This window comes from Prevotella sp. LCP21S3_D2 (assembly GCF_052118345.1).
In the GTDB taxonomy this organism is placed as follows: Bacteria; Bacteroidota; Bacteroidia; order Bacteroidales; family Bacteroidaceae; genus Prevotella.
The window spans coordinates 188,081-209,944 of the sequence record NZ_JBQKHJ010000002.1; the positions used below are offsets into that span (position 1 = coordinate 188,081).

General features: G+C 45.8%; 13 protein-coding genes. 2 read left to right on the top strand and 11 right to left on the bottom strand.

What is annotated here, in order from left to right; translation table 11 throughout:
- Window positions 1-83: 83 nt before the first annotated feature.
- From ACTQ16_RS02700 to ACTQ16_RS02735, 8 genes are all read right to left on the bottom strand, one after another.
- Entirely contained in the window at window positions 84-1,913 is a 1,830-nt protein-coding gene (locus ACTQ16_RS02700; RefSeq protein WP_441935970.1) for a site-specific DNA-methyltransferase, read from the bottom strand.
- Window positions 1,914-2,430: 517 nt separating this feature from the next.
- Window positions 2,431-2,709 carry an Arc family DNA-binding protein gene (locus ACTQ16_RS02705; protein WP_295346055.1) on the bottom strand — a complete coding sequence of 93 codons (279 nt, stop codon included), beginning with the start codon at window positions 2,707-2,709 and terminating at the stop codon, window positions 2,431-2,433.
- Between the two features lie 854 nt (window positions 2,710-3,563).
- A complete protein-coding gene (locus ACTQ16_RS02710; RefSeq protein WP_441935972.1) occupies window positions 3,564-4,391 on the bottom strand; it encodes a helix-turn-helix domain-containing protein in 828 nt (275 codons plus the stop codon).
- 122 nt (window positions 4,392-4,513) lie between these two features.
- Complete coding sequence (locus ACTQ16_RS02715; RefSeq protein WP_441931596.1) at window positions 4,514-6,208, bottom strand: MFS transporter; 1,695 nt, start codon at window positions 6,206-6,208, stop codon at window positions 4,514-4,516.
- A gap of 6 nt (window positions 6,209-6,214) precedes the next feature.
- Complete coding sequence (locus ACTQ16_RS02720; protein WP_441200155.1) at window positions 6,215-7,285, bottom strand: HlyD family secretion protein; 1,071 nt, start codon at window positions 7,283-7,285, stop codon at window positions 6,215-6,217.
- Window positions 7,286-7,420: 135 nt separating this feature from the next.
- A complete protein-coding gene (locus ACTQ16_RS02725; RefSeq protein ID WP_294968631.1) occupies window positions 7,421-8,740 on the bottom strand; it encodes a TolC family protein in 1,320 nt (439 codons plus the stop codon).
- Window positions 8,741-9,022: 282 nt separating this feature from the next.
- The gene (locus ACTQ16_RS02730) at window positions 9,023-9,457 is read right to left on the bottom strand and encodes a GNAT family N-acetyltransferase (protein ID WP_441935974.1); all 435 of its coding nucleotides are present in this window, start codon (window positions 9,455-9,457) and stop codon (window positions 9,023-9,025) included.
- A gap of 146 nt (window positions 9,458-9,603) precedes the next feature.
- Window positions 9,604-11,082 (bottom strand): L-fucose/L-arabinose isomerase family protein, encoded by a 1,479-nt coding sequence (locus ACTQ16_RS02735; RefSeq protein WP_441935976.1) that lies wholly within the window; start codon window positions 11,080-11,082, stop codon window positions 9,604-9,606.
- Between the two features lie 275 nt (window positions 11,083-11,357).
- Here ACTQ16_RS02735 and ACTQ16_RS02740 point away from each other — a divergent pair, with 275 nt between their 5' ends.
- Window positions 11,358-13,922, top strand: a complete 2,565-nt coding sequence (locus ACTQ16_RS02740) for a transglycosylase domain-containing protein (protein WP_218416496.1) — start codon at window positions 11,358-11,360, stop codon at window positions 13,920-13,922.
- 9 nt (window positions 13,923-13,931) lie between these two features.
- Entirely contained in the window at window positions 13,932-15,668 is a 1,737-nt protein-coding gene (locus ACTQ16_RS02745) for an AAA family ATPase (RefSeq protein ID WP_441935978.1), read from the top strand.
- A 62-nt stretch (window positions 15,669-15,730) separates the two neighbouring features.
- On the opposite strand, the gene ACTQ16_RS02750 is transcribed toward ACTQ16_RS02745, so the two are convergent.
- The 3 genes from ACTQ16_RS02750 to ACTQ16_RS02760 form a co-directional block, all read right to left on the bottom strand.
- Window positions 15,731-18,151: a glycoside hydrolase family 95 protein gene (locus ACTQ16_RS02750; RefSeq protein WP_441936069.1), complete on the bottom strand. Its 2,421-nt coding sequence runs from the start codon at window positions 18,149-18,151 to the stop codon at window positions 15,731-15,733.
- Between the two features lie 238 nt (window positions 18,152-18,389).
- Window positions 18,390-21,242: a putative LPS assembly protein LptD gene (locus ACTQ16_RS02755; protein ID WP_441931591.1), complete on the bottom strand. Its 2,853-nt coding sequence runs from the start codon at window positions 21,240-21,242 to the stop codon at window positions 18,390-18,392.
- 37 nt (window positions 21,243-21,279) lie between these two features.
- Entirely contained in the window at window positions 21,280-21,822 is a 543-nt protein-coding gene (locus ACTQ16_RS02760; RefSeq protein WP_295346065.1) for an HDIG domain-containing metalloprotein, read from the bottom strand.
- Window positions 21,823-21,864 lie beyond the last annotated feature (42 nt).

Consider the following 21,864-nt stretch of genomic DNA (forward strand, 5'->3'; position numbering starts at 1 on the left):
TTTTACAAGTTTCAAGTAAACACAGCAAAAATGCTCTTTTTACTTTTTTACCTTTTTACTTTTTTACCTTTCAAAATCCCTTTCTAAAGGATTTTGGTGACCGTGTCAGGAGAATATGTTTTAAAAATCTGCTCGAAGTTGGTGGCGGTGGAATCGTCCTTCATGCTGGTGTCACGGAGCACGGCGTAGGCTGGCAGCATCTGGGCGATGGCTTTTACTACTTCGTCGGTAACATCCGGGTCGAAGCAAGCCACGAGGTATCCTTCGGCAACGTTATAGATGGTCTTTCCAGCTACCGTTATCGTTTCTATCTTCGAATCCAGGGTTGCACCGAGTTCAAGCATTACCTGGAAGAGCAGGTCTTCGCCGGTTCTATCCGGTTTCACATTATCCACCTGCGAGAAGAGATCGGCTTGCGAAATATCCTTTGGAGAATAGTAAATGTCCTGCATATTGGTGGAATCGAGTTTCAACACACGGAAGCCAGTATCGAGGTCCTGGGTGGTTAAAGGAGATTCCTCCTTGATTTTCTTGCCGGCACGACGGATTCGTTCCTTGCCTATTTCACAGATGTTCTTATAGCCTGCCTTGAAAGCTTCGCTCTTCTCTTCGGTCTTTTCTGGGAGCTGCACCATGATAAACTTGCGGTTGCCGCCATCCTCGGAGTTGAGCTGCATGACAGCATGGGCAGTTGTGGCGGAGCCACTGAAGAAGTCGAGGATGATATTATTGTCCCTTTTAGATTTTATTGTTGTTCCTAAAATCAAGTCCTTTAGTAAGGAAACTGGTTTTGGATAATCAAAAAACTTATTCAGGCCAATTTGTTTTAAATCTTCAACTCCTTTTTTGTTTAAATGCTTCAAAATGGTATAAAATTTAGAAGTATCATCTGCTACTTTTCTATATCTGCCAATGATATGTTTACCATTTTTTTCTATCAATATATATGTTCCCTTTTTGAGCTGTTGATCAATTTCGTTTTTTTTGGACTGATCGTAAAATTTTAAAATATCTTCATAATGACATGTCCCGTATTTACCAAAAACTTCTCTAAACCAATCTGTTTCTATCCAATAGTCTTCTCCATCTATAGCCACAACTTTCCCTCTAATATCTTTAGGTCTTCCTAGAGGAATTGCTTTATCTTTATTTTTCGTGTAAATTAGAAGATAATCATGTCCGATAACTGCATTTTTTGCTAATCCTCCTCCTTCTGACCGTATAATGATAAAAGTTGCATAATGATTTGATTCTCCAAATATTTCATTAGAAATCTTTTGAAGATTAGCAATTTCATTTTCATCTATCGATATAAAAATATATCCATCGCTAGTCAGTAAGTCTCTTGCTATTTTCAACCGTGAATACAATAAGTTGAGCCAATCGGTATGGAATCTACCATTGCTTTCGGCATTGGTAAACATACGGTTGCCCTGCTCGTCAAACTGTCCTGAGTTGGCGAGGTATTCTTCTGAAGACTGAGCGAAATCATCTTCATAAACAAAATCGTTTCCGGTGTTGTAAGGTGGGTCTATGTAGATCATTTTCACCTTATGGAGGTAAGTCTCCTTCAGACATTTGAGAACATCGAGGTTGTCTCCCTCGATATAAAGGTTCTGGGTGTTGTCGAAATCAACGCTGTCTTCACGGCAAGGGCGAAGTGTGGCATTGATAGGAGAGTTGGCAAGGAGAATCGCCTTGCTCTTGTCGGGCCAGGTAAACTGGTAGCGTTCTGCTCTTTCTGATATTACGCTATCAGAAAGATTCTGCTTGAGTTTCTCGAAATCTATGAGGTGCTTTGGCTGACCGCTTCTTTCATCCACGGTCTCCGTAACGCAGTCGGGAAACAGCTGCGCAATTTTCGTAATGTTGTCCTCGACACCATTACTACTCTGCATTCTTAATTTGTCCATTCGTAGCTCTTTTCATTGTTAGTTACTATATATAATAAGGTATAGCAACAAACATTGAAGCGAACTCCAACGTCTTTTGCTATAGCTGATGGGTGCGTTAGGAACTAAATCATTATCGGAGTAAAACGGGCAGCGGACAGAAGGATTGGCTGGAAAGCCATTCAATGAAAGCCGTGATGAAGTGAAGACAAAGAAGAAGCGTGAGCTTCCCTTATCAACACTTAGGCTTTTGCCGGGCCCGCATAAACGATAAGTTCCGCCCACGCTATAGCGCAGGCGTTTACAGAACTTATTCATTCGTTTATGCTATACTTTAATTCTGGCAAAATTTAAGTGTTTCCGAACAAATTAGTAAACGCAAGTTTATAATCTTATTATGTTATATCTTTCTTTTCTGTTTCTTATATTTCTTCCTTTTTAAATTGTTATACATTAAAATTTCCTTGTTGGTCATTATGATGGCCAACAAGTTTTAATGGATAGCGGAATTTCATCCATAATGAGTCAATTCGCAACACTATAAAGCTTCCATCCATGCGATTGCATCTTGTGCTGTGTCAAAGCACAGAGTTTCTCCGTTTTTATGTTCTTCTCTCGCCTTGTCAAGCTTCGCTTGCAAATCGGGAGTAATCACATTTTCCTTCATGGTCTTGTTCTTACTCATAAAATCCATAAGAATGGATTCTACATAATTGTTAAGGCTACGATTGGTAGCCTTAGCACACTCCTTGAGCTCCTCAAGAAGCTCTGCTGGTAACCTAAATGAAGTAGGTACACGTAATGGTGATGTGCTCATATCCTTTGTTTTTAATTGTTATTTGGGGCAAAGATAATAAAAAATAATGAGAAACGAAGTAATTCTTGGGTTTTTAACACAGATAATAGCGATAATAATTATTTCTCTTACTAAGAAACGGATGGAAAGTCTGTAAGTTTCATGTGCAATCCTGTAGATTTCAAATGCGAATGGGGACATTTCACTTATTGCCTTACTAGGACACAATATTGCCCCTAGGCGGGCAATATTGTGCCGTCGAAAGATAAAAAATACTACGTCGGGATAGAGATTTCTATATACCTATTAAACGCTTCACCAAAAGCATAATGGCAGACGGAATTCTTCTGCGTGTAACCCCTACTTTCAAATCCACTCTTCACTCTTCACACATGTGGCATAAATAACTGAATACAAATTACTTACTACGGTGAAGAGTTACGCCGACTCTTCACAACTCTTCACCACTCTTCACCATTTGGGCTTCTATTGTGACCAGCATCAGGCTTCTATTGTGACCAGCATCAAGCCTCTATTGTGACCAGCATCAAGCCTCTATTGTGACCAGCATCAGGCTTCTATTAAGCTTGGTTTAAGCCTCCTTTAAGTTTGGTTTAAGCCTCCTTTAAATTTGGTTTAAGCCTCAGATAAAATTTACGTAAGGCTTTGTTAAAGTTTACTTGAGCCTTATTCCGATTTCTTGGACCTCTAATTTCCCTTATAAACAGCAGAAAAATCAATCGTGTGAAGAGTGGTGAAGAGTGGTGAAGAGTCGGCGTAACTCTTCACAGCCATAAATATCTTATACTCAACGCTTTACACTATATACGTGAAGAGTGAAGAGTGGAATTGAGAGTAGAGTTTTTCTCTTGGCGCTACTCTGCCCCCATCCGGTAATTCTTAGGCGACAACCCGGTATGCTTCTTGAAGAAGGTGCCGAAGGCTGAGGCATTCGGGAAGCTGAGATCACTGGCTATCTGCTGAATCGTCTTGTTCGTATTCTTCATCAGATAAATGCTGCGACGGATAATCGCCTTGAAAAGTAATTGCTGGACCGTCTTGCCACATACTGACTTCACGATAACGGAAAGATATTTGGGAGTGATGCAGAGCTGATCGGCATAGAAAGCCACACTGCGCTCACGCATGAAATGTTCCTCTATCAATTTGACCAGCGACTCAAAGACCTCTACCTTGCGCTCCATCTCCTTACCCGCCGCCTTGAACGTAGAAGAGATGATGCTGCAAAGGCGATAGGTTACCGCCATGAGAAGCAGCTTCTGCTCATGCTGGCTGTAGGTATCCGGCTCCTCCTTCTGCTCCAACTTGAGAAGCATCTGGGCATAAGACGACAGCATCTCCTCATAACCCGTATGCGCCACGGTACAAGCCGAAGGATAGAGCGTAGAATAAAGGCGCATGCTCACAACGGTATTGCCCAGCATGTGGCGAATCTGCTCTACACGGTAGAAAAGCAAGGTAAACCGGAAATCTGGAGAGGTTTCCTGAACCTGCAACAGAGTGCCGGGAGAGAGAAAAACCGACTCCCCCATAGACGCAACAAAGGATGTTCCGTCTACACAGAAACGGAACATCCCTTGATGACAAATGACTATTCCGACATAATCAGAATAGAAAGGCTGCATCAGAAAATGAGGAATTTCCTGAGCCTCATATATGATGATATTATCTGTTATCTCCATTTTTTCTAATTGCTTGAAATGCGAAGATAACAAAAATATCAATCCCCTCGAATGATAACCTTGATTATTTATGATATTTTAGCAGAATCCAGCCGCTTCCGGCAGAATCTGCATCCTCTTTCCTACCTTCTTCCCAGGGATTTCACATCTACATTCTTCAACAGATACTCGCGGGTCAATTCCTTGATGTTGCGCTTGCGCCAAGGTATTACGAGCATCAAGCCGGCACATACCAGACAGCCATAGAAGGTCCAGCCTGCCATCTCCTTGATGGATACCAGCGTGGCTTGCACCTGCACCTTGCCCTTCGCACTCATGGCAGCCATATTCTGCGCCTCAGTTACACTCTTACCCTGATACTGCATGCCCATCACCGTCTGGTCATAGGTCTTTGCCGTCTCCAAGCTGGTACGGTCATAATCCTGTGCAAAGCGGGTAACGTAATACTGCTGGCGATGCTGAAACACATTGGTGTAGAGCGCCGAACCGATGCATGGGGCGATGACCATACGGACGGTGAGCATGATGCAGACCCAGGTGGACATGAAGCGGTAAGGCATGCGCTGATTGGCTATCGTGGAGATGAGCGAATAGAGCAGCATCATTCCCGTAGAACGGATGATGATAGGCCATTTCATGCGTTCATACATACCGTCGTTCTGCACCTCGAAATACATAAAGAGGGCGTAGCCTCCGATAAAGAGGAAGCCCAGACAGTACATCCACTTCAGATGAATATTCTTGGCTCTGGCGATGATCGCAAAAATCAAACCCACGGTATATCCCACCATCACCCAGTTGCCCAGAGTGGCATTCTGCCAGTTGTCTATCTTCATTCCCACATTGGTGAATACGTTCACAAACATGGCGCTGGAGTTGCAGACCATCAGAAGGAAGAACAGCATGATGCCGTAATTGACAACCCTGAGCTGGAACACCTCCATGATAAAATAAGGTGAACGGCGGGTCTTCTCCAGATAGATAAACAGGGCGGTGAAGATGAGACAGACCACTGTAGAGATACGGATGGTAGGATCATCAAACCAGTCCAGCGTCTTGCCGAACACCATCACATAGGCAAACGAACAGAGCATGATGCTGAACACCGTGACATTGCCAAACTTCGACATCGTAATCGGGAACTTCGGCATCGGATACTTATGATAAGGCATGGTGAAGAACACGATGATGATGCCCGCCAACATGAATGCCATCATGAAATGATATACATACTGCCACTCGTAGGCATAGGCAAGCCAAGCCGTGAGCCAGGTGCCCAACTGTCCGATAATCATGAAGAAAAGATAGATAACCGGCTGGGAAACCATTTTTTCTGAATCCATCGCATCCCAAGCCTCCTCGGTGGTAGGCTCGCAACCCGGCGTGAGATTCTTCGTTGCCTCAATACCGAAACCATATCGGATGAGTACAAAGAGATGCGCCATCAGAAGCGTCTGTCGGACAAAGCCCATCAGCAAGCTACACAAGCCTAGGATGAACAGCGAATCGGTCTGGGCGCAGACAAAACTGAGCAGAAAGAGAATGGAGAATCCCACGATACACATCATCTTCTCTCTTCGGATGCACACCAGTTCGTAGAAGAATGGCGAGAAAGCAGCCATTCCTATCGACGTACAGAAGCCCGCAAAGGCGATGTATTCCGACTGGATGCCCAGTCCGCTCATCATCTCACCGCTATTGGCGGAATAGACACCACTCATCGTAATCATCGGCACGAAGAGGATGATCATGAAGATAATGCCCAGCGGTTTCGGCACCCAGCTATAGAACGGATAATTCTTATATTCTTCTTCCATATTCCATTACTTTGATTTTCTCTCCGCCTTCACAATCACCATCATACCTGCTGCCAGGCGGGCATTGTCTTCCTTGCTGAGGTTAGTGAAGTCGATTCTTACAGGCACACGCTGCTGAATCTTCACGAAGTTACCAGCCGAATTATCGGTAGGAACAAGAGAATACTTGGAACCGGTTGCTCCGGAGATAGCGGTAACGGTGCCCTCAAACTCCTTGTTGCTGATGGCATCTACCGTCATGCGTACCTTTTGACCCACATAGAGATTCTCTACCTGAGTTTCCTTATAGTTGGCGATAACCCACTTCTGGGCATTAGGCAGGATATAGGTGATGGTGGTTCCAGCGTTCACCATCTGTCCCTCTTCGATAGAGCGGCGACCCAACTTACCATCGCATGGCGCTACAACCACACAATAAGAGAGGTTCAGCTTCGCCATCTCCACCGCAGCCTCAGCACGTTCGATGGCAGCTGTCACATTCTGCTTGCGGGTAACCACCTCGTTCACGCCCTTATAGGCAGCAGCCTGCTGTCGCTTTACCGACTCCAGTTTCTTCTTGGTAGCCGCATATTCCACTTCGAGCTGCTCCAACTGGATTGGTGTAGCAGCCTTCTTCTCTACCAGGTTACGATAGCGCTCGCAGTCTTTGGCAAGTTTGGCAAGGCGCACCTCAATTTCATCGATGGATGCAGAATAGACGGTAGCCGAAGTCTGGGTGGTCTGCTGGGTAGCATCAATGACGTTGGCTCCAGCCTTGGCATCCTTCAGAGCCGCCTCAGCCTCCATCAGGCGGATGCGATACTCACGGTCGTCAAGGATAAGAAGGGTATCACCCTTATGAACCTCCTCGTGCTCCTTGAAACAAACCTTGGCAATATAGCCCGATGCGCGGAGGTTGACAGGAGAGATATACTGCTCTACCTGGGCATCGTTGCTGGTTTCGTTGGCATTATAATCCAGGAAGAGACAGACAATCTTCCAGAGTCCGAAGACGAGGATGGCTACGCCGATGAGACTGGCGATGATCTGGCGGATGCGCTGCTTCTTCAATTTCTTCTGCATTTCTTCGTGAGACATCTGAGTGGTTGCTGCATTATCCTCGTAAGACATCTGAGTAGCTTCTGCATTTTCCTCACGAGCTGTTTCCATCTTGTTATTTTCGTTCTGTTCCATTGTTTTATTCTGATTATTTGTTTCTTTATGATTCCTTTGTTATTTTACCTGTTCCAATTGTCCTGTGAGTTTCAGGAGCGAGAGGTTTGCCACCTTATATTTATAATAGGCGGTAAGATAATTGTTCATTGCCTCGCTCATGCGCATCTCATCCTGGAGAACGGCGGTCATGGAACCTACCCCCTCCTTGTATTGGTCGGCAGTCACATTATATACATCCTGCGCCAGGGTATAGTTGTCAAACTGCTTCTTGTAGTTGCGCTGGCTGTTGTTCACCTCGCTCACGGCGTTCATATAGTCTGCCTGCATTCCCTTGAGTGCATCCTCATATCCGATGCGGGCATTCTCCTCCTCCACTTTGGCACGTCTTATCTTGGAACGCTTCTCGAAGCCATCGAAGACAGGCACTCTCAGCTGGATGCCGATGCCGTTGGAACCATACCAGTGGTTTGATTCGCCCGAATGAATCCAATGTTCTATCTTATCGGTGAAGGCAGAATACATCAGGCTACCGGTAAGGCTCACCGAAGGCAGATAGCCATCCTTGGCTAACTTGGTCTGCTTCTGGGCAAGTTCCTTTCTCTTCTCCAGGAGCTGGAGTTCGTAGAGATTGGTGTTCAATCCGTTGGCATTCACCGTCTCTATCTCTCCCGGATTCACCTCCGTTACCTTGATTTGCTTTTCTGCAGGATAATCTATCACATATTTGAGCATGGTATATTGCTGGTCGAGCATGGCGATGGCGTTATCGCGCTGCACGGTGAGATTCTCGATGTTGAGTTTCACTCGCTTCACATCCACTTCCAGGGTCATCTGATTGTCGTAGAAAGCCTGGGTGATGCCATAGAGTTCTTCCAGGCGCTTGATGTTGTCATTCACCAGTCGGATCTGCTCAGCCGTATTCTGCGCCATGTAATACATCTTGGCAGTCTGCACGATGAGGTCTTCGCGCGCCTTCTCGTAAGAGAGCTGGTTGAGATGGTCTGCTATCTTGGCAATGTCGATGGCAGTATTCACCATCTGGTTGTAAAGCGGCATCTGGAGTTGCAAGCCTGCTGAAGCATTATACTGCAGGGTTTTGGTAACATTGTAAGGCTTGCCGTAGGCAGAACCGTCAGTCACGGAAACGGGAGGCGTAAAGTTATCGTTCAACTGTGCCACGGCGTTGATCTGCGGCAGCAGCTTCGCCTGGTTCTCGCTGATGGAATACTTTCCCTTTGCTATCTCATTTCGACTTTTCTGCAGCGACAGGTTATTGTCTACTGCCATCTGCAAGCACTGGCTCAGCGATAAAGTCTCCTGAGCCATCATCGTAGAAAATGCCCCAAGAGTCAAACAAAAACATATGATTTTTCTCATGTTCATTTTTAATATATTTCTTCTGGTATACAATACTATTGAATTCTGGTGCAAAGGTACTAATTTTCTGCAAATAATCACTATTCACAAAATATCACAATATGTTCAAAAATGCCGTTTCTTTTAGTGGCGGAGTTCTTAGAAACAAAAAGAGTGGCTCTTTGCAGTTTTTGGCACGGATTACACGGATTCTTTATAAGAAGAAAAATCGCTTCAATTGCATTAGCGCCATAAATCCGTGTAATCCTTGCCTTATTTATACTCTCCTCGCTATATGGTATTTCAGAATTTCATTTTATAGACATTGGTTTCCCGTTTTTCAAAGCCCAGGCTCTGATAGAGCTGGTTGGCAACAATGCGAGAAGGGCGCGAAGTAAGCATCAGGGTTACATTCCCCCTGTTCTGACATTCTTCCATCGCCTTTCTAAGCATCAGTTTTCCATATCCCTTGCCGCGATGGTTCTGGTCAACCACTACATCTTCTATCCATGCCTTCCTTCCTGTAGGACATTGATAGATACAGAGGGTTACCATTCCGATGATTTTCTCATCATATTCCAAAGCATAGAGATGGCTTTGAGGTGAGGCGATAAGACTGTTCAATTCTGCCTCAGTAAAGGTATGCGAACTGGTACTCAGCTGCGCAATCAGTCTGTTAATCGCTTCCAGATAATCAGGCTTCAAATCTTCTATTTCTATAAATCTTGGTTCATTCATGGTGCAAACTTAGCACATATTTCGGAGATTGCCAAGAAGAGCATCTATTATTTTATCTTTTTTAATAATCACATCAATAGAAAAGGCGATTGCCATTCCTATTGCAGGAAAAGCAATCGCCTTTTTTATTTCATACGAATCTTATCTTACTTCCAAGGATTCTCGGTTGGGTAAGGCAAGCTAGCTGGCTGGTTGTAAGCGATATCCTTGATGCCAAGATACTTGAATACCTCGAACAAGGTCTTGCCTACATGAGAGAATGCTACGGCTCCGTGGTGTGGATAACCCTTCTGAATCAATACGTGACGATAGAAGCGGCCCATCTCGTTGATGGCGAAGATACCGATACCACCGAATGAACGGGTAGGAACATCGAGAACCTCACCCTCTGCGATATAGCTGCGGAGGTTGCCCTCTGAATCGCACTGCAGACGGTAGAATGTGATGTCAGAAGCTGCGATATCACCCTCCAAAGTACCACGGGTGAAGTCTGGTGTACAACCATTCTCCAACAAACGGTTCTGGATGAGCTGATACTTAATCTTACGGCTTGAGCACATCTTGCACTGTGGAGTGTTACCGCAGTGGAAGCCCATGAAGGTATCAGTCAACTTATAATCGTACTTGCCCTTGATGTCCTCATCATAGATATACCGAGGAACAGAGTTGTTGATATCGAGCAATGTAACGGTATCGTCAGAAGCACACATACCGATGTACTCAGACAATGCACCATAGACATCAACCTCGCAAGCTACAGGAATACCGCGGCTAACGAGACGGCTGTTTACATAGCAAGGCTCGAAACCGAACTGGCTTGGGAATGCAGGCCAGCACTTGTCAGCGAATGCTACATACTGGCGAGAACCCTTGTGAGCCTCAGCCCAATCGAGCAATGTCAACTCAAACTGTGCCATTCTACGGCTGAGATCAGGATAGTAGCAGCCTTCGCCCATCTCCTTGGCCATATCAGCGCAAACCTCGTCGATACGTGGATCGTTCGCGTGCTCCTTATAAGCTACGAGGAGATCGAGCTCTGAGTTCTCCTCAATCTCTACACCCAGTTCGTACAAGCCCTTGATTGGAGCGTTGCAAGCGAAGAAATCCTGAGGACGTGGACCGAATGCGATAATCTTCAAGCCCTTCAAACCGAGGATGACGCGAGCTACTGGTACGAAGTCTGCAATCATCTTAGCTACTTCCTCTGCTGTACCAACAGGGTACTCAGGGATGTAACCCTTCAAATGACGCATACCGAGGTTGTAAGAGCAGTTGAGCATACCGCAGTATGCATCACCACGACCATTGATCATATCTCCGTCACCTTCAGCAGCTGCTACGAACATAACAGGACCGTCGAAGTTCTTTGCAATCAAAGTTTCAGGGGTCTCAGGACCGAAGTTACCAAGGAATACAACCAAGGCGTTGCAGCCCTGCTCCTTTACTTCGGCCACAGCCTTGAGCATATCTTTCTCGTTCTCAACTGTAGTCTGACAGTTGAAAATTTCACCCTTGTACTCTTTTACGATGTTCTCACGGCGCTGAGTAGAAAGCGCGATTGGAAAACAGTCACGGCTAACGGCAATAATACCGAGCTTTACTTGTGGAATGTTGTTGCTTACCATAATTATTATGTTTTTATTTAAGTTTTTGTATATATGCTTGTTTTTTGATGAGGGCAAAGGTACAAATATTTTTGATTTCTGCAAGCAAATTCTGAGTTTTTTTTCCGTTCAAAATGTAAAAAAACGTTTATTTGTACCCAAATGTAACATTTGATAAACTTCCTGAAACATTTTATACCACCTAATGGATATCCAAAACAAATAAAAAACTGAATGAATGATGATATTTCGAATAAAAGTTGTATCTTTGCACCGATAAAAACAGATAAGTGAATATGAATAAAATCAAAACAGTCTTTGCCGGAATATGGCATAAGCTATGTGCTTTCTGGGCTTGGTACAAGAGTTTGTATCAAGGTAGGGCTTGGTATACCAAGACCATTGTCGCATTCGTCAGTTGTATCATCGCCTTCATTATTTATCTGGGCGCAGTAGACATCAACTTCCTGTGGCTTTTCGGTAAGTCACCAGGCTATTTCTCCGGTATTCTGAATCCGCAGACTTCAGAGGCATCAGAGATATATAGTGCCGATGGCAAGCTGATTGGCAAATACTTCAACGAGAACCGTACACCTGTAAAATATGAAGAGGTGAATCCAGCCTTCTTCAAGGCTTTGATTGATACGGAAGATGAGCGCTTCTACAAGCACATCGGTATCGACCCTATCGGTGTATTCGGTGCTGCCAAAGACGCCCTCCTGCATCATGATGCCCGTGGTGCGTCTACTATCACACAGCAGTTGGCTAAGAACATGTTCCGCGTACGCTCGCAGTATTCTACCGGTTTGCTGGGCAAGGTGCCTTTGCTCCGACTGCTCATCATCAAGAGCAAGGAGTGGATTATTGCCGTAAAGCTGGAGACCGCTTTCTCCAAGAAGGAAATCATCACCATGTATGCCAACACGGTAGATTTCGGAAATAATTCATACGGTATCAAGACTGCAGCCAAGACCTACTTCAATACGAATCCAAAAGACCTGACTGCAGATCAGGCTGCTATTCTGGTAGGTATGCTCAAGGCAACTACCTATTATAATCCGCGCACCAATCCAGAGAACAGTCGGGTGCGCAGAAACACCGTATTATATAACATGTTGACTCATGGCGATCTGTCTCGTACCGAGTATGAAGAGCTGAAAGAGCTTCCTATCAAACTCGACTTCAAGGTAGAGGAGAACTATGACGGACAGGCTAAATACTTCCGCGTAGCCGTAGCCGATTATCTGAAAGACTGGTGCCAGGAGGAAGGTTATGACCTCTACTCAAGCGGTCTGAAGATTTATACAACCATCGATACTCGCATGCAGAAGTATGCCGAGGATGCTGCCCGCAAACAGATGAAGCAGGTACAGCAGAACTTCAACAATCACTGGAGCATCCGACGTACTCAGGCTGGTAAAGGAAAATGGCTGGGCGAAGAACCTTGGCAGGACGAGAACCACAAGGTGATACCAAACTTTATCCAAGGCATTGCTGAAAAGCAGCCTTTCTATAAGAATCTGCTGGCCAAATTCCCAAACAATCCAGATTCTGTCACCTATTATTATAAGGAGTGGGTTCACCCTGTCAAAGTGTTCGATTACGACAAGGGAAGCATCACTATCAACATGACTTCTGAAGATAGTATCAAGTATATGACTACCTTCATGCACAGTGCTTTCGTAGCCATGGAGCCACAGACAGGAGCCGTGAAGGCATGGGTGGGCGACATCGACTTCGACCACTGGAAGTATGACAAGGTAACAGCCGAGCGCCAGCCGGGTTCTACCTTCAAGCTCTTCGTTTATACAGAAGCCATGAACCAGGGATTGACTCCTTGCGACAAGCGCCGCGATGAATATATCTCTATGCAGGTATACGATAAGAAGAAGCACGAGATGACAACCTGGACTCCTGGCAATGCCAACGGTTCATTCTCTGGCGATAGCATCCCACTGAAGAATGCATTTGCCAAGAGTATCAACTCCATTGCCGTAAGACTGGGTCAGGAAATGGGCATCAAGCGCATCATCGAAACCGCCAAGAAAATGGGTATCGACAGTCCGCTCGATGATACTCCATCACTCGCCTTGGGTTCCAGCGATGTCAACCTGCTGGAGATGGCTTGCGCATACAGCACCATCTCTAACAACGGTAAGCATCACGATCCTGTATTGGTGACCAAGATTGTTGACCATGACGGCAAGGTGGTTTATGAAGGACCAAGTACAGAGGAACAGGTTATTCCGTACAAGAGTGCCTTCCTGATGCAACAGCTCCTGCAGGGTGGTATGAGAGAACCGGGTGGTACCTCACAGAGTCTCTGGGGCTATGTAGGTAATTACCGTGACACAGAATTTGGCGGTAAGACCGGTACAACCAATAATCACTCTGACGCATGGTTCATGTGTGTAAGTCCTAAACTGGTAGTTGGTGCCTGGGTAGGAGGAGAATACCGATGCCTCCACTTCCGAACAGGAGCCTTGGGACAGGGTGCCAGAACAGCATTGCCTATCTGCGGTTACTTCCTGCAGACGCTCTTCGCTGATCCTGCATTCAAGGAATATCATGCCAAGTTCGATAAGCCAAAGGACGATGACATCACAAGAGACATGTATATCTGTGCCAGCTATGCACCAAAGCCAAAGGTTGATACAACACAGGTGGACAGTACTGCCTTCACAGAAGAAATTCTCCTTGATGAAAACGGAAACCCTATTAAGAAGGAAATTCCGACAGTGAAGACGGATGGAGAGGCTACAACAACCACCCCAACTACCACTCCTGCTGCTACAGAAGAAAAGAAAGAGAAGAAGAAGGCTAAGCCAACAGAACAGCCTATCAACTTCGATGACCTCTAATAGAATAATATGATTGATCTCGACAATGCGGAGTTGCAGAATGCACTCCAAATCATACAGTTTACCCGTCGTTCGCTTTTTCTTACCGGAAAGGCGGGGACGGGTAAATCTACTTTTCTACGTTATATCGCTGCCAATACCAAGAAAAAACATATCGTCCTGGCACCTACAGGCATCGCAGCCATCAATGCCGGTGGAAGCACCTTGCACAGTTTCTTCAAGTTACCTTTCCACCCATTGCTGCCCAACGACAGTATGTATTCGGTGCGCAATATCCGAAACACACTGAAGTATAATTCTGAGAAAATCAAGATTATCCGTGAAGTAGAGCTCATCATCATAGATGAGATCAGTATGGTACGTGCCGACATCATCGATTTCATCGACAAGGTATTGCGAGTATATTGCCGGAACATGAGAGAACCGTTCGGTGGAAAACAGCTTCTGCTGGTGGGCGACATCTATCAGCTGGAACCCGTTGTCAGAGAAGACGACCGCAAACTGCTCAATCCTTTCTACCGCAGCAGTTTCTTCTTCGATGCCAAGATTTTCCAACAGTTCCAACTGGTCAGCATCGAACTCAAGAAAGTATACCGCCAAAGCGACCCTGTCTTTATCGGTATCCTCGACAACATCCGGACCAGTCAGGCAAGAATGCAGGACCTGAAGTTGCTAAACCAGCGTGTTGGCGCCCAATTGGATGAAGGCGACTCCAAGCTTGCCATCACCCTGTCCACCCGTCGCGATACAGTAGATTACATCAATGACAGTCAGCTCAAGCTTTTGCCTGGCGAACCTTGCCTCTTCCGGGGACGTATACAAGGAGAATTCCCAGAAAGCAGTCTGCCAACCCCTATCGAGCTTTACCTGAAAACGGGTGCTCAGATTATCTTTATCAAGAACGACATCGAGCACCAATGGGTAAACGGTACGCTGGGCACCATCATCGGCTTTGACGAAGACGAGAATGCCAAAATTTATGTACGCACAGAAGAGGGAAAAGATGTGATGGTTGAACCTGCTGCCTGGAGCAACATGCGATACCATTTCAATGAGGTGGAAAAGAAGATTGAGGAAGAGGAGATTGGAAGATATGAGCAATACCCTATCCGACTTGCCTGGGCGATTACTGTTCATAAGAGTCAGGGACTGACCTTCAATCAGGTAAAGATAGATTTTACCGGCGGTGTTTTCGCTGGCGGTCAGACCTACGTAGCCTTATCACGTTGCACCAGTCTGGAAGGAATCAGCCTGCAGGAACCTATTCGCCAAAGCGAGATATTCGTCCGCAACGAAGTCAAGCAGTTTGCCCGTCATTACAACGACCAGAGCACCATCCATACGGCTCTTACACAGAGTAAGGCAGACAAACAATATCATGATGCAGTCAAGGCATACGACAAGGGAGACATGCAAACAGCTCTTGATAACTTCTTCCTAGCCATCCATAGCCGTTACGACATCGAGCACCCTCTTGCCAAACGTTTCATCCGTAAGAAACTCAACAAGATGAATGAACTGCAAGCGGAGAACGAGCGTCTAAAGGAAGTAATCAGGCAGAAGGATGAAGAGAAAAAGAAACAGGAGAAATTCCTCAAGCGCCTTGCCACGGAATATGTCATCATGGGTAAGGAATGCGAGAGAGCCGGAATGAAAGAAGCGGCCATCACCAATTACCAGAAGGCTCTAACCCTCTATCCAGGACATCCAGAGGCTAAGAGAAGATTGAAGCATCTCAAGGAATAATCATAAAAAAGTGGTTGAAAAAACGGAAAGTACATCCGTTTTTTCAACCACTTTTTTATTGATTAAAACTTAACCTCATAGGTCTTGCCCTTCTGGGTCTTCATCTTCTTCACCTTATCTCCATATCTTACCTGGCAAGGTTCACCGGAACCGGAGAGAATAACTGCCTTGGTAAGGCGGCCGTTGTCCCAATAGATATCCACCGTGAAATTACCCTTGGCACGGAGTCCTTTGATGGAACCCTTCTGCCATGCATCAGGCAGGGCTGGCAGGAGATGGATAAAGCCCATATGGCTCTGCATCAACATTTCGGTGATACCCGCAGTACCGCCAAAGTTACCGTCTATCTGGAATGGAGCATGCGTATCCCAGAGGTTGTCCAATGTACCATTCTTCAACAGGTTGCCATAAAGCTTGTAAGCATGGTTGCCATCGTGCAGACGAGCCCACTGGTTCAACTTCCAACCCATAGACCATCCGGTAGCACCATCACCACGATGTTCCAATACCACCTTGGAAGCCTTTGCTAATGTAGGAGTAGTAATAGGCGAAATGGTACGGCCAGGATGCAGACCGAAGAGATGGTTCACATGGCGATGCTCATCCTTAGGATCATCAATATCCTTCGACCATTCCATCAACTGTCCATAGCGACCAATCTGATAAGGAGCAATATGCTTCAGGGCATCTTCCCACAATTTGCGATCCTTGGCATCCTTGCCCAGAATCTTACTGGCCTCTACAGCATCAAGCAGAATCTCACGAATCACGGCATGAGCAAAGGTTGCACCTTCGTCTATCGGTCCGTGCTCTGGAGATGTGGAAGGAGCTGCTGTATAAACACCATCCTTGCGATGCCACAGATAATCTGTTGCGAAGTTGGCACTTCCCTTGATGATATCGTATGCTGTCTCGCTCAGGAACTTCTTATCGCGGGTATAGTCATAATAATCCCAGAGATGGGTAGCCAACCATGGACCGGCGAATGGAGAGAAGTTCCACGACATATCCTCGCTTGACAGCGGAGAGGTGAAACCGAAGATGTTGCTGGATACAGATGTAGTCCAGCCACGGGTACCGTAATATGACTTGGCAGTCTTCTCACCTGGCTTCACCTGTGTCTGGATGAAGTCGAAGAGCGGAAGCTCACACTCGCTCAGGTTGGTGGTGCAGGCTGGCCAGTAGTTCATCTGCAGATTGATGTTGTTATGATAGTCTACACGCCAAGGACCATCCACGTTGTTGTGCCATACACCCTGCAGGTTGGCAGGCATGTTGCCTGGACGCGAAGAGGCGATGAGCAGATAGCGGCCAAACTGATAGTAGAGCTGCTCCAGATAGAAATCCTTTGCCCCCTTGCGGTAGTTAGCCAATCGCTCATCGATTGGCATATCGTTGGCGTTATCCACATCATTCAGATTCAGGCTTACACGATTGAAGAGACGGCTATAATCCTTGTAATGCTCCTCCAGCAACTGTGCGTAACCCTTGCCCTCGGCCTTGCTCACCCAGTCCAGAGTAGTAGCCAGCGGATCCTCGCCCACATAGGTTTTAGGATCATTGTAATCCGGATTATCGTTTGCCTTGTAATCGGTATCGGCAGAAATGAGGAATACCACCTCGTCAGCACCCTTCACGGTCAGCTTTCCACCTTCGTTCGACAGGTTACCACCCTTGTTGATGGCACGGATGCGGACAGCATACTGCATATCGTTGTTATCGAGACGTGCATCCCAAAGCAGCCCGTTCTTGCCATCAGCCACCATCTTGCCTGTAGATACAGGGTTAGGCGCATAAGAGAATACGAGATTCTGCTTGCTTGGACGGGAAGCCTTATAGCGGATAGCCATCACATTGGCTGGATAAGAAATGAAATACTCACGCTCATAGTTTACACCATCCTTGACGAAAGAAACGGTAGCCAATGCCGAATCGAGCGACAAGGCACGGCGATATTTGGACATACCCACAGTGCTCAATCCTGTCTCGATATACGCCTCACCCATCGTGGTAAAGCTACCGAAACGGAATGGATCTTCTGCATAAGACTCGTATGGCACAGGACTGTTGAAGTTCTTGCGGGTGAGCTGGGATGCCTTTTCCCAATCGTTGGTAGCGAAGGCATCTCTGATTTCCTGCATCACATGGGCAGAATTCTTGTTCACATTCCAATAATAGGCAGCGCCCTTCTTGGTGTTCGGACCGCCACGCCAGAGCGTCTTCTCATTCAGCGTGATGCGCTCAGCCTCCACGGAACCCAGGATATTGGCTCCGATACTACCATTACCGATAGGCAATGACTTTGACTCCCAATCAGGATCGGGATTGCGGGCGGTATCACCAGCAGAGATAGGTTTCTTGTTTGTCCATTTCTCGGGATGACCACCATACCAGATTTGCTGTCCCTTCAAGGTGACAGGCGTGTCAAACCAGTAAGACAATGGAGTCTTCTGCTGTGCAGAAGCCTGAAGTGCTCCCAGCATAGCCAAGGTAAAGATTGTTACGGTTTTCTTGTTCATGATGCGTATAAATTTAAATTTTCAATTATTATTTTCAATTGCTATTTTGGGAATTATCCAAAATATGATTTTCCATATCCGGTACAAATTTACGATTAATATCTGAAATAACAAAGATATATCATAAAAAAACGAGAATAACCGGTGTTTTTTTCAAATACCCGTTATCCTCGTTTGATTTCTATTTGATTCCCTAGCCAAATCAATACCACTTGACGGCGTTAGAATAACCACTACGCTTATCATACTTCAGCGCATCCGTCAATGTAGCTGCATTGCATCGGAAGGTGAAGTTATAACTGGTATATGGCGCAAGTACTACTGAACAACTCATATTGAAGCAGTGGAGATCTCGAGCCAGACTGGCTGTAGTCATACTAATCTTGGAATTCTCGAAGTCGTAACCGGAAGAGAAACTGATGTTCCATCCATCACTCAAGCGAACATTACCACTCATGTTAAGCGTCTGTGTAAACTTGTATGGATAGCGCATGGACTTCTCGTTGAATTTCTCTCGTCGAGTATCCTCACGCATCGTAACACCATATCCAAAGGTCAAAGACCAAGGCATCTTGAATGCCATATAACCGTCGGTGTCGGTCTTTGCTTTACCACCGCCACTCTTCTTGGCTGCCGTCTTACCCTTCTCGATATTATCATCCACGTTGCTTTCTATGTCGGTATCCATACCTTCATCGTCATCATCGCTCTTCCTGTTCTTGTCCTTATCATCATCATCATCGCCACCACCGAAGAGTTTCTTCAACTTTTCCGGATTCAGCGTGAATGAGAAGTTCTGAGACATTCCCTGGAATCGTCCAAATCGACCCTTGCCCCACTCTGTGTGGTTGCCAACAAACACATTACCCTGATCATCCAGTTCATATGCGTATGTAGCAAAGACAGCATTCATATTGAATGTGTAGTTTTTCCACCACTTGAGACGGAGGTTGATATTCATATCGCTCCAAGGGCGAACCTTGGCTGCGGTGTTGTAACTCATATTGATGTCGAACGCATCAATGAGACTCACCTTCTTGAGACTGTCGTTCTTATCTCTCCATTTCATCTCCAGGTTATTACCCAAAGTGAATGAAATGTTACCACTCTTGCCCTTACCCGGCACACCGTAAAGTGCATTCTGGTATGGTGAATAACTGACGAGCGATACGTTACCGTCAGCATCAGTCTTCTGATAAGTATCCCAGAATCCATATCGGCTAGCACCGAAGTCTGGCGCATAACTGAAGTTGACCGTCGGAGTGAAAACGTGGCGAATCCTGTCAATCCTATTGCCGAAGAGCTTACGGTTAGGAATCCAGAATCCATACAGCTTGGTTGAGAGACCTACACTCATGTTCCAGTTATAAACATTGTTGAAACCATATATGGTATCACTCTTCTCAACCTGCTTTTCGCTATCCCATGATTTCTCCACCTTATTGGTATACATACGGTCGGTGAAGTTGAACGAAGGACTCACATTGAGATATTTGAAGAGAGTGAACGATGCACTCACTGGTATCTGATGCTGCCATCCGTTGCGCCAGTCCTTGATAAGCGAACTGTGCATCAGCTTATCCTCCTTGGTATTGATACTGTTAGAGATATGTCCTGTATAACTCATGGCGATTTTCTCGTACCATTTCTCATCACCCACCATCTTCTTTCTTCTGAACGGATAGAATCGGGAGATAGAGATGTTGAGGTCTGGCAAGGTCATCGCTATCGAAGAGTCACGCATGTTCTGCGAAAGATTGGCTGTAGAACTGAGCGACATACCGATGCTGGAGAACGTTGTACTCCAGTTGACTGAAGAGGTTCGAGTACTCTGCGTCATCGTCTGCGGATTATAGAGTGAACTCAGATTATTCCGCTCATAGCTGGATGTGGCAAAGTTGACACTTGCCGACAACGAACTGAACGGATTAGCCTTTGAGTCTTGTCTATGACTCCACTGCAACTTGAAGCTCTCCTGCTCTGTGAAATCAGGCATACCCTTGTCTCCATTCTTCGTATCCTGGTAACTGAAGAAGAAGGAACCGGAATACTTATATCGCTTGCGATAGTTGCTTGCCGCCGAAAGTCCCCAAGATCCCTTGGTATAGATTTCTCCGAGGAGTTTCAAGTCCCACTTGTCACTCATGGCAAAATAATAACCACCATCCCTGAGATAGAATCCGCGCGCACTCTCATCACCGTATGTCGGCATGATGAAACCGCTGCTGTAGCTCTTGGAGAACGGGAAGAAACCGTATGGTATGGCTATAGGAACCGGCACATCGCACACCACGAGATGAGCAGGTCCGAAGACCACATCCTTATTCGGTCGCATCTTGGCACGTGAGAGTGAGATATAGAAATCCGGATGCGGATCATCACAGGTGGTATAGGTGGCATGTTTCAGATAAACCGTACCAGAAGAATCTCGCTTCGATTTCATACCTCGCAAGAAACCATCTTCCTGCGCTGTATATACATTATTAATAAGAGCCTTCTTGCTCTTGAAATTAAACTTAATCGTGTCGGTATCGTAGGTATCACCTCCTATCTTGAAGATTGGCTTTCCCTTGACACCTTCCTTAGTAGAAGAATCGGGAGTACCCATTGCCTTCACATTGCTCTTGTCGAGATCCATGGATATACGATCAGAAGAAAGATCCATGTTCTGGTACTTCACATTCGAATTACCAAAGAGATGCGCTACCTTGTTATGAGCATCATAGACCAGCGAGTCGTCTGCCTGATAACTGACCGGCGCATCAATACCACCCGACTTCTTACGGTTGATACTATCCTGATGGATACTGTCATCCACTACCTTATTATGTTTCCATATAGCCTTCTGCAGCGAGTCCATCTGGGTGGTATCGGCCTCCGTACTGATGATTTCATTGCCGAGAGAATCGACAAAGACGGAGTCGCCCACAGCCACGGCAGTAGAATCCACCTGAGCCTTCTTGTCTTTCTTTTTAGAAGGCATACCCGGGTTTGCCACCATCATGCATGAGATGGCAGCAAACATCAGTGCAGCTATAGTTGATTGTTTTCTCATTCAGAAATTATTGTTAAGAAGTCACCCAACAGAACTTCTATCCTATTTCAAACATCCGCTCCCATTCCTGGAAGCGCTTTACTCCTTCCTCGCCAAACTTAGCGAGACTTTTCTCTGCCTTTTCAATACTCTTTTCCTTGTCGAGATGAGTCTTGCTGAAGAATTTGTCAGCATAGCAGATTACCTTTTCCTCCATTGTTTCGGGCAGAAAATCCTGGTGAGGCAGAGGCAGTTGCTGCTTCTCGATCTGCTCTTTTGTGATGCCGGCACCTGTATGGCGCTCACATACCCGAGCATGGCGCTCATAACCTTCCTTGCGCAAGAGTTCGGCACCCAATCTACCATGACAGATATATGGCTGCGAACCAAAACACATGATGCCGGGAGCATCGGTCATGAAGATTCCTATATCGTGAAGCATCGCTGCTTCCTCGATAAACTGGGCATCCAAACGCAATTCAGGATGAGACGAAACAATCTGTAGCGCTTTTTGCGCTACAGATTGACTATGTGTAATGAGGATATGACGAAGCTCATTATCCTCAGGATAATACTTATCAATTAATAATTTATAATTCATAATTAATAATTATTCGTAGCCGTCCACAACGGCGCAGCCTAA